We start from the raw sequence: 15973 nt of genomic DNA, 5'->3' as shown, positions 1-15973 counted from the left end.
TCACTCCTCAGTTCTCGGCCGCCAGTTCTCGGCCCTCGGTTCCCGGTCCCCGTTCCTCGGCTTCCGTCCCAGGGGATCGGTCCTCGGCTCCCGGTCCTCGGGTCTCGGTCCTCGGGTCTCGGTCCTCGGCTCCCGGTCCTCGGGTCTCGGTCCCCGGGTCTCGATTCCCGTTCCCGGTCCCCGTTCCTCGGCCCTCGGTTCTCGGTTCTGGTCGATCCTTGTCAGTCCGCCGGTTTTTGTCAGCCCCTCACGCGCAGCCTCAAGCCGGCCATGCCGCCGTCCACGGCCAGTGCCGTGCCGGTGACGGAGGAGGCCCCCGGGGAGGCGAGGGCGCAGATGGCGTCGGCGACCTCGTCCGCGGTCACCAGCCGTCCGTGCGGCTGCCGCGCGGACAGGGCGGCGCGCTCCCGCTCCGGATCGTCCGCCGTCTCCAGCAACCGGGTCACCCAAGGGGTGTCGACCGTCCCCGGGTTCACGGCGTTGACCCGGATCCCGTCGGCCACCAGGTCGGCCGCCATGGCGAGGGTCAGTGACAGCACCGCGCCCTTGCTGGCCGAGTACAGGGCGCGGCCGGGCAGACCGGCCGTCGCCGCGATGGAGGCGACGTTGACGACGGCCGCGTGCCGGGAGGCGCGCAACTGGGGCAGCACGGCCCGGGTGACCCGCACCAGGCCGACCACGTTGACGTCCAGCACCCGGTGCCATTCGTCGTCCGGGTTGTCGTCCACGCGGCCCTGGGCCCCGATGCCGGCGTTGTTGACCAGGATGTCCAGCCCGCCGAGCGACTTCAGGGCCGATCCGGTGGCTGCGGTCACCGAGGCGTCGTCGCACACATCGCCCCGTACGTGGACCATCCCGTCGACCGGTGGCGCCTGCGGGTCCAGTACGGCGACGCGCGCGCCCTCGGCCAGCAGCCGGCGTGCGGTGGCGAGTCCGATGCCGGAGGCGCCGCCGGTGACCAGTGCGGTCAGGCCGTCGAAGGCTGCCATGTCAGATCCGCCCGGTCGGGGCCGGTCGCCGGACGGGGATGTCGTACTCCAACTGCACGGTGGCTCCTCACACGGGGCGGGTTCGGCAAGGTCGTCAGGGCGCGGGACCGCGGCGGGACGGGGCCCGGCCGAGTCCGGGAGCACGGGTCCGTCCCGCCGGTCTTGTCCTGCCGCCGTCTCGCTGTCGGGCGGCCAGAAGCGGCCAGAACACGCCTCAAGTAATCAGACTCATTTGACGTCCGGGGTTGACCGGATCGGACGGACCATAGGCAGCTCTCGCCGCTGTGTGCAAGACAAGAGCACGCGGGATGCCCTGTTTTATCGGCAAAGTCTCCCCGTGCTCGCCCACCGTGCAGGAGTCGCGGCGATGTCGATGAGTCAGACTCTTGCCCGGTGACCACCGCAGTGTCATAGTGACCCCGCAAATGAGTCTGATTCATCACTCCCGGAGGTCGGTTCCCGTGTCAGAACAGCGCAAGGTCTCGGCCAAAGACGGCGGAGCGACCAGGCGTTACCGGCCGGGATACGAACTGGTCGCCGAGCAACTCCTCGGTTACATCGGCGAGCAGGACCTGCACCCCGGTGACCGCCTGCCCACGGAAGCCGGGCTCGCGGAGATCCTCGGCACCTCGCGCAACGTCACCCGTGAAGCGGTCAAGGTGCTGGCGGCTCTCGGGCGGTTGAGCGTGCGGCGGGGCGCCGGCATCTTCGTCGCCGAGTCACCCGGCGGCCTGGCCGACGACCATCTGACACACTTCCAGCCGACCAGCATGGAGCACGTGCTGATGCTCCTCGACTACCGCACGCTGATCGAATCGGAGACCGCGCGCCGGGCCGCGGGGCAGGCGACCCCCATCGAGGTGCGGGACATCCGGGACGGCGCCGAACGCTCCCTGGAGGCGGGCCGGGGAGGCGACGCCGACGCCTTCGCCGCGGCCGACAAACTGTTCCACGACGCCGTCGGCGTCGCCGCCCACAACGTCTTCCTGCGGTCCAGCGTCGCCAACGTCCGGCGCCTGGCCGCCCAGTCCGACGTGCTCCTCTTCCACGGTGACACACCCGGTTCCCTCGAAGTGGCGGGCCGCCAGCACCTGGCCATCGCCGAAGCCATCGCCTCCGGGGACCCGGACCGGGCCGCCGAGCTGATGAACGAGCACATCGCCACCACCCGGCACCAGTTCGAGCGGCGGATCCGCGACCGGCTGTTCAACGTCACCCCCCACGTCGACGCCCCCGGCACGTCCGGTCCCTCGGACGGCGTCGGCCCCACCGAGACCACCCCGCCGGCGACCTCCGCCTCCTGAACGAGGCCACCGGCGGGGTGTCCGAGGAATGAGCCGTCCATTGCCTGGACGGCCCGGTGAAGTCCCGGGCCGTCCACTCCCTTCATCGCACAGGCGATTGGATTCCCATGTCCATGTCTCCACCCCGTCCCCGTCGCGCACGACGCGGAAGCGTGCTCGCGGTCCTCTCGCTGGCCGCGGCCGCGCTGCCGCTGAGCGGCCTCCAGGCCCAGGCAGCCGCCGACCAGGGCCCGCCCCCGCTGAAGCTCTACGTCTCGCCCGACCACGGCCGGGACAGCGGACCGGGCAGCGCCAAGCAGCCGTTCCGGACGCTTGAGCACGCCCGCGACCACGTCCGGGGCATCAACCGCGACATGCACCGCGACATCCACGTCGAGCTGCTGTCCGGCACCTACCGGCTGACCGACACCTTCACCCTGACCGCCCGCGACTCGGGGACGAACGGCCACCGCATCGTCTACGAGGCGGCACCCGGCGCCCGTCCCGTGGTCAGCGGCGGCGAGCAGGTCACCGGCTGGACCCCCCTCGACGCCTCCCACCAGGTGTACAAGGCGCACGTGGGCGATCTCGACACCCGCCAGCTCTACGTCGACGGAGAGCTGGAGACCCGCGCCCGCGGGCAGCAGAATCCGCCCGGCTTCACCAAGACCGCCACCGGTTACAAGATCACCGACACCAGTCTGGACGCGTACAAGAACCAGTCCGACATGGAGGTCGTCAGCAGCTGGGGCTGGATGCTGATGCGCTGCCCCGTGCAGTCCATATCCGGCACCACCATGACCATCCAGCAGCCCTGCTTCCACAACGCCAACCTCCACGAGGGCCAGGAGATCCAGAACCCGACCTGGCTGGAGAACGCCCGGGAACTGATGGACACCCCGGGGGAGTGGTACCTCGACAAGAGCGCGGGCGACCTCTACTACATGCCCAAGCAGGGCCAGGACCTCTCGAAGGCGACCGTCACGGTGCCGAGGGTCCAGGACCTCGTGGACCTGAACGGGACCAAGGACCACCCGGTCACCGACGTCTCCTTCCAGGGCATCACCTTCTCCTACTCGACCTGGCTCGCGCCGAGTTCGAGCGACGGGCTGATCGAGGGACAGGCCGGCTTCCGCATCGTCGGCGACGACAACCCGACCTTCGACTCCACCCGGCTGAAGTGGGTCAAGACGCCCGGCGCCGTCAACGTCAGCCACGGCCACGACATCGGCTTCGCGGGCAACACCTTCACCCACCTCGGCGCGGTCGGCCTCAACCTGAACACCGGCACCCAGCGCACCGACATCACCGGCAACGTGTTCCAGCAGATCGCGTCGACCGGCATCCAGGTCGGCGGCACCGACGTCATCGACGCGCACCCGGACGACCCGCGCGACATCACCAAGGACAACACGGTCGACAACAACGTGGTCACCCACGTCGCCGACCAGTACAACGGGTCGCTCGGCATCTTCGCCGGGTACACCGACCACACCGTCATCACCCACAACAAGGTCTACGACCTGCCCTACAGCGGCATCTCCGTCGGCTGGGGCTGGGGTCTGACCGACAAGGGCGGCGACAGCAACTACCCCGGCAACTCGGGCGTACCGGTCTGGGACACCCCGACCACCGCACGCGACAACGAGATCAGCGACAACGAGATCAGCGACATCATGAAGTCGCAGGCCGACGGCGGCGCGATCTACACCCTCAGCGCCAACCCGGGCGGTGTCGTCTCCGGCAACTACATCCGCAAGGTCCCCGAGCACGCCTACGGCGCGATCTACCAGGACGAGGGCAGCCGCTACTGGCACACCACGAACAACGCCTTCTGCGACGTCGCCTACCAGTGGCTGCTGCTCAACCACGGCATGGACATCACCGCCGACTACAACTTCACGACGACGCCGAAGTTCAGCGCCCAGTTCAACAGCACCGACGACACGATCCTGAACAACACCACCGTCGACGGCTGTGAGCAACTGCCCGCGTCGATCGTCGACAACGCCGGCCTCCAGCCGCGGTACCGGCATCTCGACCCCGACCCGCAGCCCGGCGACCGCACCGCGCCGAGCGCCCCCGGCAAGCCCGGCGCCGTCACCGACTTCCCCACCGTGGCGGACCTGACCTGGCCCGCGGCCAGCGACGACACCGGTGTCACCGGCTACGCGGTGTACCAGGACGGCAAGCTCGCCAGTGCCGCCAAGGGCACCTCGGCGCGCATCCCGAACCTGACTCCCGGCCGGACGTACACCTTCACCGTGACCGCCCGCGACGCCGCGGGCAACGAGTCACCGGCCAGTGCGCCGGTGACGGTCACCATGCCGTCCGGCGCCGACCTGGCGCTGCACAAGCCGGTGACGGTGTCCTCCCACTCCGACCCGAACACCCCCGAACTGGCCGTGGACGGCGACCTGTCCACCCGCTGGGCGCAGGGTCTCGGGCTGCCCGACCCGTCCTGGATCCAGGTCGACCTCGGCGCGCAGTACGACGTCTCCGGCGCGATCACCACCTTCGAGAAGGCCAGCGGCTACAAGTACCGCGTCGAGGTGTCCCCCGACGAGGTGCACTGGACCACGCTGGACGACCACACCGGCAGCGACACCACCGCGCAGACCACCTACTCCCCCGCCGAGCGGGAGACCGACGGCCGCTACGTCCGGCTGACCGTCACCGGCTCCAGCGGCAACGGCGGCAGCCTCTACGAACTCCAGGTCTACGGCACCGCCCTGCCGCCGAGCGGCGACCACACCGCGCCGGACGCGCCGGGGCAGCCCACCGCCACCGCGCTGCTGCCCGGCATGGCCGACGTGAGCTGGCCGGCCGCGCCGGACGACCAGGGCGTCACCAGCTACGCCGTCTACCAGGACGGCAAGCGGATCGCCGTCACCGACAGGACCCGGCTGCGGGTCGGCGACCTGTCCCCGCAGAAGGAGTACACGTTCACCGTCGTGGCGAGGGACGCGGCGCTCAACGCCTCCGAGCCCAGCCCCGCGGCCACGATCACCATGCCGGCCGACGACGACCTGGCGCTGCACAAGCCGGTGACGGTGTCCTCCTACTCCGACCCGAACACCCCCGAACTGGCCGTGGACGGCGACCTGTCCACCCGCTGGGCGCAGGGTCTCGGGCTGCCCGACCCGTCCTGGATCCAGGTCGACCTGGGCAAGGTGACGTCCGTCTCCAGCGTGGCGACGACGTTCGAGAAGCCCAGCGGCTACCAGTACCTCCTGGAGTACTCGGCCGACGGCGTCGCCTGGTCGACGTTCGACGACCACACGGCCGCCCGCACCACCGCGCAGACCGCCTACTCCTTCGCCGACACCCCCCTCGACGCCCGCTACCTGCGGCTGACCGTCACGGGTTCGAGCTGGAACGGCGGCAGCGTCTACGAGCTGCGGGCCTACGGCGGCTTCTAGCGCCCCGACAGGCAACGTCCGCCTCGTCGCGACGCCGGCGCACGGGCCTTCTCCCGGCCGGGCCCGCTCCACCACAGGAACAGAAAGCGATCATGAAGATCACACATGTCGAAGTCCATCCGATCGACGTCCCCGCGGCCGAACCGCCCTTCTTCTGGCGGGACGGGCTGAGCGGCAGCCCATCGGTGGGCGACGGCGCGGTCCTGCACATCGGCACCGACGAAGGTGCCGAGGGGGTGGCGGTGTTCGCCCGGCCGGGAGCGGCCGTCACCCTGCGGGACCTGGTCGACCGCGTCTTCCGGGACGAACTCCTCGGAGCCGACCCCTTCCGGCGCGAATGGCTCTGGCACCGCGTCTGGGAACTCGACCGCATCCACGAACTGCCCCTGCCCACCCTGGGCCTGATCGACGTGGCGCTGTGGGACCTGGCGGGGCGGGTGCACGACCGGCCGGTGTGGCAACTGCTCGGCGGTTTCCGCGACGCCATCCCCGCCTACGCCTCCACCTCCACCTTCGCCACCACCGAGGAGTTCCTCTCCGTCGCCGACCAGAGCCTGGCACTCGGCTACCGCGGCATCAAACTGCACGCCTGGGGCGACGCCCGCCGGGACGCCGCCCTGTGCCAGGCCCTGCGCGACCACGTCGGCCCGGACGTCCCGCTGATGTACGACGGCTCGGCCGGCTTCGACCTGCCCGACGCCATCTACCTGGGCCGCGCCCTGTCCGAGGCGGACTACCTCTGGTACGAGGAGCCGATGCGCGAGTTCAGCATCAGCGCCTACCAGCGGCTCGCCGAAGCCGTCTCCGTACCGCTGCTGGTCGCCGAGACCTCCGACGGCGCCCACATGAACTCCGCCGACTTCATCAAGGCCGGTGCCGCCACCTTCGGAGTGCGGGCCGGCACCACGCTGCGCGGCGGCATCACCGGAGCCATGCGCACCGCCCATCTGGCCGACGCCTTCCGGCTGCGCGCCGAGGTGCACGGCTCCGACATCCCCAACCAGCACCTGTGCATGGCCATCTCCAACACCACCTACTACGAGTCCCTGGTCACCGCCACCACCGTCGTCCGTGAGCGGCACGTCGACGAGCACGGACTGGTGCACGCACCCACCGGGCCGGGCATCGCCCTGCCCCTCGACTTCGGCTACGGCGACGCACTCAAGAGGTTCGTGGAACAGCCCCGCTGACCCGCGCCGACCCCCACTGACCCCCACTGACCCCCCGCGCCCCACCCGCACCATCCCGAACCACGAAAGGCAAGACGATGACGTCTTCCCGCTTCTCCAGAACCGGCCCGGGTGCCCGAACGGTACGCGCCCTGGCCGCGGGGGCGGCCCTGACGGCCGTCACCCTGCTGGCCGGCTGCGCCAGCGCCGACCCGACCGGCGGACCGGCCGCCAAGAGCGGTACCGCCGAGTTCAAGCCCGTCGGCCAGAAGGCCGGCTCGCAGATCACCGTCTGGACCGACTCCACGCGGCTGCCCTCGGTGCAGGCGTACCAGAAGTCCCACCCGGACGTGCAGATGAAGATCGTCACCTACGACGGCGGCGCCGACGGCTCGACCTACCTCCAGTCGAAGGTGCAGCTGTTCGACCGCACCGGCGAGGGCTGGCCCGACGTCGTCTTCGGCTCGCCCACCGACGTCACCTGGGCGTCCGCCCCCACCAAGCCCGGCGCCACCCCCTTCGCCGCGCCGCTGGACGACAAGCTGGTCCCCGGGAGCACCCTGGGCGGCTTCGCCAAGGGTTCGCTCGCGCCGTGCCAGTTCAACGGGCACACCTACTGCCTGCGCAACGACATCGCGCAGGTCGTCCTCTGGTACAACAAGCCCCTCATGGACAAGTGGGGCTACCAGCCCCCCACCACCTGGGCCGAGTACGAGGCCCTCGGCCTGAAGGTAGCCAAGGAGCACCCCGGCTACCTCGTCGGCTCCGTCGGCGACACCAACTCCCACGAGTCCTACTTCTGGTCCGGCCAGTGCCCGGCCTTCAGCCTGACCGAACCGGACACGCTGCGGGTGGACCTGAAGGACCCCAAGTGCACCCGGATGGCGACCCTCCTGGACAAGCTGATCTCCGCGAAGGCCGTCACCACCCAGGGCTTCTTCAGCCAGGGCTTCGCCAAGAACAGCGGCTCGAAGGTCCTGATGGCCTACGGCCCGTCCTGGTACGGCCAGTACCTGTTCAAGACCGCCTTCCACACGCCCGCCCGGCAGATCGCCGCGGCGGCGCCGCTGACCTGGCCCGGTGAGACCACCGCGAGCACCGGCAACGTGGGCGGCGGCGTCTGGATGGTCTCCTCGCACAGCACCAACCTCAAGGCGTCGACCGACCTGGTGACCTGGCTGACCACATCGGACGAGAACCAGGCCAAGGCCCCCACCTACCCGGCCTACGCGCCCGCCGCCAAGGCATGGCTCGCCAACCCGGCCAACAACAGCTACTTCGCCGAAGACGTCAGCGGCCCCTTCCAGCAGGCGGCCGACGAGGTGTGGACGGGCTGGTCCAACACCAGGTTCTCCGACGCGACGTCCTGGTCCAGCGTCGTCCTGCCGGCCCTGACCGGCGGCAAGACGCTCACGGCCACCCTGCCGGCCTGGCAGAAGGCCATCGGCGACCAGGCCAAGGCCAACGGATACCAGGTGACCGACCGATGACGCTGCTGGACACCCGGCCCGTCGCCGTCGCCGCCCCGCTCCGCCGCGGTGGCACGCCGCGGCGGCGGGCCGGCCGCGCGGGCTACCTCTTCGTCGCCGGGTACACGCTGCTGCTGCTCGCCTTCGGCGTGTTCCCCACCTGCTACGCCTTCTACCTGGCCGTCACCAACGACCGGGGCCAGTTCACCGGACTCAACCAGTTCACCAGGGTCGTGCAGGACTACCGGTTCCTGCCGGCGTTCGGCCACATCCTGGTGTACCTGGTGCTCTGGCTGGTGACCCTCGTGGTGCTGACGGTCCTGACGGCCGTCGTCCTGCGCAGCCGCCTGCGGACCTCGGTCTCGGCGCTGCTGCGGTTCCTGTACTACATCCCCGGCGCGCTCGCGGGCGTGGCGAGCGTGCTGGTCTGGCTGTTCATGCTCGACCCGGACGTGAGCCCGGTCTCCTGGCTGCTGAAGGCACTGGGCATGGACAGCTTCGCCGCCGTCCTGGCCCCCGGCAACCTCCCGATGATCTTCATGCTCATCGCCTTCTGGACCGGAGCCGGGGGCTGGATGGTCGTCATGTACGGGGCGCTGAACAACATCCCCGACGAGGTGATCGAGGCGGCCCGGATCGACGGGGCGGGCCCCTGGCGCATCGCCTGGTCCATCCAGATCCCGATGATCCGGCAGTGGATCGCCTACATGACCATCCTCGCCTTCGCCGCCGGCACCCAGCTGTTCGTCGAGCCGCAACTCCTGCAGACCGCCAGCCTGGGCAGGGTCAGCCCGACCTGGTCACCCAACCAGCTCGCCTACGTCTACGCCTTCCAGCAGGGCGACTTCAACGGCGCCGCCGCGATCTCCGTCTTCCTCCTGGCGCTCGGCCTGCTCTGCGCGGGCCTCCTGGTGTGGCGCTCGAACATGTTCACGTTGGATGAGAAATGACCTTGCCCTCCGCGCTTCCGCGCTCCCGTACCGCGCCCTCGCGGGCCGTCTCCGCACTCGTCGTCGGCCTGCTGCTCGCCGCCCTGCTGGTGTTCTTCGTGCTGCCCGTCGTCTGGCTGCTGCTGGCCCCGAGCAAGACGGCCGGGCAGATCGTCCACGACAACCCGCTGTCCTTCGGCTCCTTCGGCCGGATCGGCGACGCCTGGCGGCACCTGTTCTCCTTCGAGGACGGCGCCGTCCTGGTCTGGCTGCGCAACTCGGCCGTCTACTCGGGCGGTTCCCTGGTGCTGACCCTCCTCACCAGTGTCCCGGCCGGTTACGCGCTGGCCCTGACCAAGTTCCGCGGCCGCAAGACGCTGCTCGCGGTCACCCTCGTGACGATGATCATGCCGTCGGCCACGCTGGTCCTGCCGGTCTTCCTCGAACTGAACAAGTTCCACCTGATCGGCACGGTCTGGTCGGTGATCCTGCCGTTCTCGTTCTACCCGTTCGGGGTGTACCTGGTGTACATCTACTTCGCCACGAGCCTGCCCCGCGACCTGCTCGCCGCGGCCCGCATCGACGGCTGCACCGAATGGCAGCTGTTCCTGCGGATCGCGCTTCCGCTGGCCAAGCCGGTCATCGGACTCGTCGCCTTCTTCAGCTTCGTAGGGAACTGGAACAACTTCTTCCTGCCCTACCTGGTGCTGCCGAACAGCGACGAGTTCCCCATCCAGGTCGGTCTGAACCAGCTCCTGACGTCCACGCCGTCGTTCAACCCGGTGGCGGGCGCGGGCCTGAACATCACCATTCCGGAGCTGGCCCTCGCCATCGTCATCGCCATCCTGCCCGTCCTGGTCCTCTTCCTCTTCTCCCAGCGCACCCTGGTCTCCGGGATGCTCGCCGGCGCGACCAAGGAGTGAGCGGGGGGCCTGCGACGCCGGAACGGACCGTCAGGGCGCAGAGACCGTGCTCGGAACTGCGCTCGGAACCGTGCTCGGGATTGGACAAGAGGGCCCGCCGGACAAGACCGGCGGGCCCTCTCGGTTCGTCGTCGTGCTCACGGGATCAGTCCCGGGTGACGAGCACGTCCGTCACGCCAGCAGTTCCACCTCCGCCAGCGTCGACTCGCCGTCCAGGACCAGGCGGTACTGGGTGTACGAGCCCGGCGCGGAGATCGTGAACGGCCGGGTCTGCCGGTCCCAGGAGAACGACTCGCCGGACCGCTTGTCCAGGGTCTGCCACGTCGTGCCGTCCGTGGAGCCCTGGAGGGTCCAGCCGGTCGGCGCCTTCGTGCGGTCCTTGGACGAGGTCAGCGTGTACTGGACCGCCTTGGTGGCGCCGTCGACCGGCAGGTCCACGGAGCTGACCGCCGCCTCCGTCGCCGACGTGTTGTCGAACAGCGGGCCCACGCCCTTCAGCACGTCCGCGTGCGGCGTCGGCACCTTGTCGTCCTTGGTGATGGAGACCGGGGCCGCGTCCTTGCCCGTACCCCACGAGGACGGCTTGGAGCCCATGTCGAAGGTGACCACGCCGCCCTTCTGCAGCACCGAGTTCGGCAGCGACGTCGACGTCCAGTTCTTTCCGTTGACCTTGACGCCCTGGACGTAGACGTTCTTCGAGCTGTTCTTCGGGGCGTTGACCACCAGGTCCCGGCCGTTGTCCAGGTGGACCGTGACCTTCTTGAACAGCGGGGAGCCGATGCTGTAGTCGCCGCTGCCCATGACCAGCGGGTAGAAGCCGAGCGCCGAGAAGAAGTACCAGCCGGACATCTCGCCGTTGTCCTCGTCGCCCGGGTAGCCCTGCCCGATCTCGCTGCCGGTGTACAGGCGGGAGAGCGCCTCACGGACGTTCTGCTGGGTCTTCCAGGGCTGCCCGGCCGCGTCGTACATGTAGATGGCGTGGTGGGCGACCTGGTTGGAGTGCCCGTACTCACCCATCCGCACGTCCCGGGCCTCGGTCATCTCGTGGATGACACCGCCGTAGGAGCCGACGACGTCGGACGAGGCGGTCTCCGGGGTGGAGAAGTACTCGTCGAGCTTGTCCCCGAGCCCCTTCTGGCCGCCGTACAGGTTCGCCAGGCCCTTGCTGTCCTGCGGGGCGGTGAAGGCGTAGCCCCAGCCGTTGGTCTCCGTGTAGTCGTAGCCCCACACGCGCGGGTCGTACTTGGACGGGTCCAAGCGCCAGTTGCCCTTGGCGTCCTTGCCCTGGAAGAAGTCCACCCGGGGGTCGAAGAGGTTCACGTAGTCCTGGGCGCGGTTGAGGAAGTACTCGGACTCCTCCTTGTAGTGCTTCTCGCCCGTCTTCTTGTACAGGGCCTGGCCCATCTGGGCGATGCCGTAGTCGTTGACGTAGCCCTCCATCGCCCAGGACAGGCCCTCACCGGTGTCGGTGCTGGTGTACCCGAGGAACGGCGAGGTCGCCATGCCCTTGCGGCCGACGCCGGAGGACGGCGGCACCACCGTCGCGTTCTTCACGGCCGCGTCGTAGGCGGCCTTGGCGTCGAAGTCGACGCCCTTGACCATCGCGTCCGCGAAGGCCACGTCCGAGGAGGTGCCGGTCATCAGGTCCGCGTAGCCGGGGGAGGACCAGCGGGACGTCCAGCCGCCGTCCTTGTACTGCTGCACGAACCCGTCGACCATCTCGCCCGCCTTGCCGGGCGTCAGGAAGGAGTACGCGGGCCAGGTCGTCCGGTAGGTGTCCCAGAAGCCGTTGTTGACGTACACCTTGCCGTCGACGATCTTCGCGCCGGTCCGGGTCGGGGTGTCCTGGCCCGTCTTGGCGGAGAAGGGGGAGGCGTACTGGTACTTCGAACCGACCTTCTCGAAGGCCGAGTTGGGGTACAGGTACAGCCGGTACAGGCTGGAGTACAGCGTCGTCAGCTGGTCGGGCGTGGCGCCCTCGACCTCGACCTTGCCGAGCACCTTGTCCCAGGCCTGCTGGGCCTGGCGCTTGACGGTGTCGAAGGACGCGCCGGCCGGGATCTCCTGGCGCAGGTTGTCCTTGGCCTGGTCGACGCTGATCAGCGAGGTGGCGATGCGGAGGGTGACGGTGCGGTCGGCACCCGCGTCGAACTTCAGGTAGCCCTTGACGCCGCTCGACGAGCCGTCCGTCACCGGCTTGTCGAACTCGCCGTACACGAACATCCTGGTGGCGCCGGCCGACAGCCCGGACTTGACGTCCGAGTAGCCGCTGAAGGTCCCGCTCGCCTTGTCGAGCGTGAGGCCCGCCTGGTCCGTCACGTTGTCGAACAGCACGCTCGCGTCGTCACCGGGGAAGGTGAAGCGCATCGTCGCCGCGTGGTCGGTCGGGGCCATCTCGGCCTTCAGGCCGTTCTCGAACTTGACCCCGTAGTAGTACGGCCGGGCGGTCTCGTTCTCGTGCCGGAAGGCCAGCTCGCGCGCCTCGCGGCCGGTGTCCGGGGTGCCGGACGCGGCGGACGGCATCACCTGGAAGGTCTGCCGGTCACCCATCCAGGGGCTCGGCTCGTGGCTCGCGCTGAACGCCTGGATCGTCGGCAGGTTGTCCGCGTTGTTGGCCTTCGCGTACTCGTACAGCCAGCTGAGCGAGGACGCGTTGGTCACCGGGGTCCAGAAGTTGAAGCCGTTCGGGACCGCGGTCGCGGGGAAGTTGTTGCCGCGCGAGAAGCTGCCGCTGGAGTTGGTGCCGCGGGTGGTCAACGCGTAGTCGGACAGGTGCGCCTTGGGCTTCTCGGGGGCCACCTGCTTGACCGAGACGTCGTCCAGCCAGCCGCGGAACTTCGCCGGGCCCTTGGGGGAGTCGTAGGCCAGCACTATGCGGTCGATGGTCTTGCCCGCCGCGACCGAACCGATCCGCGACTCCACGTTGTTCCACTGGTTGACGTACAGCGCCTTGGAGGCGCCCTGCGCCTGCGGCGTGAGACCGAAGCCGTGCTGGTCGATCGCGCCCAGGTCGCTCAGGTAGGTGCCGTCGGTGAAGGCCAGGTCGACGGAGACGTTGGTGGCGTCGTAGTCGCGGTCGCCGTCGGCCATGGACGGGAAGATCCGGTACGACAGCTGGGTGTCGCGGTCGACCTTCGTGTTCACGTCGAAGATCTTGTTGTACGAGTAACCGCGTCCGTCCGCGGTGTGCCGGCCCGCGTACCTGAGGGCCCGCGTGCCGGTGAAGCCCGCGCCCGCCTTCGCGGTCGGCGAGCTGGTCGGGCCGCGGTCGACCAGCGTGACCATGTCCTGCGGCACCGGGGCTCCGCTGTCACCGGTCGAGAACTGGACGTCCGCCAGTTGCAGGATGCCCGAAGCGCCGTTGTTCTTCGTCACGTCGAGCCGGAAGTGCTGGTACTCGGCCGGCTCGGCGAGGTCGTACGACTTGGTCTGGAACCGCTGCGGGAACGTCTCGCCGGAGCGGGTGTCGAGCGTCTTCCAGTCCTTGCCGTCGGTGGAACCCTGGAGGGTCCAGTCCTTCGGGTCGCGTTCGGCGGAGTCGTTCGCCGACGTGAGGGCGTAGGTCACCAGCTTGATCGGCTTGTCCAGGTCGAACTCGACCCAGCCGGTCGGCTCGAAGGCCAGCCACTTGGTGCTCGGGTCGCCGTCGGCGAGGTTCTCCTTGACTTCACCGCCGTCGGTGTTCTCGGCGCTCGCGCGTACGCCGGTGACGTGGTCGTTGACGTTGCCGGGGATGCCGGTGGTGTAGCCGCCGTCGACGCCCGAGGCGCGCTTGGCGCCGCCCGGTGTCGTGTCGACCGTGCTCAGCCAGTCCGGCGCCGGATCGTTCGCCTCGAACGAGGATGCGAACTCCCGGTCTGCTGCCGGTGCCTTGGCGGGCAGGGCGACCGCGGCCCCCTGCGAACCCGCGGCCAGAACGAAGGCGGTCGTGATCACGACCGCCGGGCCCCATCTGTGTCGAACTCTCCGCTGCATGTGCGAAAACCCTCCCTGCGCATCAGACAACGTTGTCAAAATCGCTGCGCAGGAACCAGTAGGGAGTCAAGTGACCGATGATGTCAAGGGTGTTGCCTGCGGCATTCGGGGCTGTATGTCGTGGATTTTTCGGGCAAGACGCTCACAGTGGGCCCATATTTCCGGGAGGTCTCAACTCGGAAAAGACCCATGGTCAACCTTGCGCATGATGTTGCTCGGCCGCCGGGAACTGGACTATACCTGTCGGCATTTCCTGCACGAACCAGCGCTACCCGACGAGCGGTGCCGGGGAGGATCCGGTTCACCGCCTGAGTCCTGGAGAAGGCGAGGACTTGAGCATGGGATCCACTTCCGCAGCGAATCACGGTGGCGATGGCCTCGGCCGTCGTGATCTTATCAGACGCTCCGCAGCCCTCGGCCTGTTCACCCTTCCCGCGGCGGGTTTCCTGTCCGCCTGTGCGAGCAGCGGTGGGGACAGCCAGGACAAGGCCGCCGCGGGCAAGAAGACGGCGAAGAACCCGCTCGCGGTCAACGAGAGCGCGCAGATGGAGTTCGTCCTGTTCGACGGCGGCTACGGCAAGGAGTACGGCCAGGACGCCGTCAAGGTCTACGAGAAGGACTTCCCGAAGGCGACGGTGAAGTTCTCCACCACCCAGAAGATCCAGTCGACGCTCCAGCCCCGCTTCAACCAGGGCAACCCGCCGGACCTCATCGACAACTCCGGTGCCGAGCAGATGGACATGGGCGTCCTGGTCGGCAAGAAGCAGCTCGCCGACCTCACCCCGCTGCTCGACGCCCCCTCGTTCGACGACCCGGCCAAGAAGGTCCGCGACACGCTGCGCCCCGGCATCGTCGAGATGGGCCAGTTCGACGGCGAGCAGGTCTGGATCCTCTACTACGCCTACACGGTGTACGGCGTCTGGTACTCGCAGAAGGCCCTGAGCGCGCTCGACGAGCAGTACCCGCAGACCTGGGACCAGATGCTCGCGGTCTGCGAGAAGGCCAAGAAGAAGGGCATGGCGGGCTGGACGTACGCCGGCAAGTACCCGTACTACCTGCCCTTCTCGCTCTACCCGATGATCGGCAAGGTCGGCGGCCGGGAAGTGCTCGACGCCATCGACAACCTGGAACCGAACGCCTGGAAGCACCCGGCGGTCAAGACCTGTTTCGAGGCGTACTACGAGCTGTACAAGAAGGGCTACGTCCTCAAGGGCACCCCCGGCCTCGACCACATCCAGTCGCAGACCGCCTGGGCCGAGGGCAAGGCGCTGTTCATCCCGAACGGCTCCTGGGTGGAGAACGAGTCGGCGAACGTCATCCCCGCGGACTTCGACCTCGCCGTCTCCGCGCCCTCCGGCATCGACGGCTCCGACAAGCTGCCCTTCGGCACCATCTGGGCCTCCGGCGGTGAGCCCTACATCGTCCCGGCCCACGCGAAGAACGGCGTGGGCGGCATGGAGCAGCTGCGCATCATGCTCGGTGAGGCCGCGTCGAAGAACTTCACCGTCAAGGCGAGGTCGCTGAGCGCGTACAACGGCGGCACCACCGGGATCACCCTGACCCCGGGTCTCAAGTCCGGTGTCGCCGCGCTGGAGAAGGCGGGCCAGAACGTGGTCAACCCGCGGCTCCAGGACTGGTACGTGCAACTGGAGAAGGAAAAGATCGGCGTCGCCGGTCTGGGGGAGATGATGGCCGGCCGGCTCACTCCGGCGGAGGCCGTCAAGAAGATCCAGGGTTTCGCCGACGAGGCCGCCAAGGACACGTCGATCAAGCACTACAAGCACCAGTGACGATCCGTCACCAGGGTCCGCCTC

At 68.9% G+C, this 15973-nt stretch carries 9 protein-coding genes; 7 read left to right on the top strand and 2 right to left on the bottom strand.

Features of this window, described 5'->3' with window-relative positions; translation table 11 throughout:
• Positions 1–239: 239 nt before the first annotated feature.
• Entirely contained in the window at positions 240–989 is a 750-nt protein-coding gene (locus tag ACFC09_RS02825; protein ID WP_376523225.1) for an SDR family NAD(P)-dependent oxidoreductase, read from the bottom strand.
• A gap of 461 nt (positions 990–1450) precedes the next feature.
• Between ACFC09_RS02825 and ACFC09_RS02820 the strand changes: the two genes are divergently transcribed.
• The 6 genes from ACFC09_RS02820 (at position 1451) to ACFC09_RS02795 (ending at position 10184) form a co-directional block, all read left to right on the top strand.
• The gene (locus tag ACFC09_RS02820; RefSeq protein ID WP_376523222.1) at positions 1451–2293 is read left to right on the top strand and encodes a FadR/GntR family transcriptional regulator; all 843 of its coding nucleotides are present in this window, start codon (positions 1451–1453) and stop codon (positions 2291–2293) included.
• 107 nt (positions 2294–2400) lie between these two features.
• Complete coding sequence (locus ACFC09_RS02815) at positions 2401–5694, top strand: discoidin domain-containing protein (protein WP_376523219.1); 3294 nt, start codon at positions 2401–2403, stop codon at positions 5692–5694.
• Positions 5695–5786: 92 nt separating this feature from the next.
• On the top strand, positions 5787–6884 hold the full coding sequence (locus ACFC09_RS02810) for an enolase C-terminal domain-like protein (RefSeq protein WP_376523217.1): 1098 nt from the start codon (positions 5787–5789) through the stop codon (positions 6882–6884).
• Between the two features lie 77 nt (positions 6885–6961).
• Entirely contained in the window at positions 6962–8353 is a 1392-nt protein-coding gene (locus ACFC09_RS02805; RefSeq protein ID WP_376523215.1) for an ABC transporter substrate-binding protein, read from the top strand.
• Positions 8350–9282 carry a carbohydrate ABC transporter permease gene (locus ACFC09_RS02800; RefSeq protein WP_376523212.1) on the top strand — a complete coding sequence of 311 codons (933 nt, stop codon included), beginning with the start codon at positions 8350–8352 and terminating at the stop codon, positions 9280–9282. The genes ACFC09_RS02805 and ACFC09_RS02800 overlap by 4 nt, the downstream gene beginning before the upstream one ends.
• Positions 9279–10184, top strand: coding sequence for a carbohydrate ABC transporter permease (locus ACFC09_RS02795; protein WP_376523208.1), 906 nt, complete (start codon positions 9279–9281; stop codon positions 10182–10184). The genes ACFC09_RS02800 and ACFC09_RS02795 overlap by 4 nt, the downstream gene beginning before the upstream one ends.
• A 171-nt stretch (positions 10185–10355) precedes the next feature.
• Here ACFC09_RS02795 and ACFC09_RS02790 read toward each other — a convergent pair whose 3' ends face one another.
• Positions 10356–14159 carry a GH92 family glycosyl hydrolase gene (locus ACFC09_RS02790; protein ID WP_376523205.1) on the bottom strand — a complete coding sequence of 1268 codons (3804 nt, stop codon included), beginning with the start codon at positions 14157–14159 and terminating at the stop codon, positions 10356–10358.
• Between the two features lie 338 nt (positions 14160–14497).
• Between ACFC09_RS02790 and ngcE the strand changes: the two genes are divergently transcribed.
• Positions 14498–15949 carry an N-acetylglucosamine/diacetylchitobiose ABC transporter substrate-binding protein gene (gene ngcE / locus ACFC09_RS02785; protein ID WP_376523203.1) on the top strand — a complete coding sequence of 484 codons (1452 nt, stop codon included), beginning with the start codon at positions 14498–14500 and terminating at the stop codon, positions 15947–15949.
• Positions 15950–15973 lie beyond the last annotated feature (24 nt).

The sequence above is a fragment of the Streptomyces sp. NPDC056161 genome (genome assembly GCF_042268025.1).
Lineage (GTDB): Bacteria > Actinomycetota > Actinomycetes > Streptomycetales > Streptomycetaceae > Streptomyces.
Note: the sequence above shows the minus strand (reverse complement) of the source record. Positions and strands in the feature narration are given on the sequence as shown.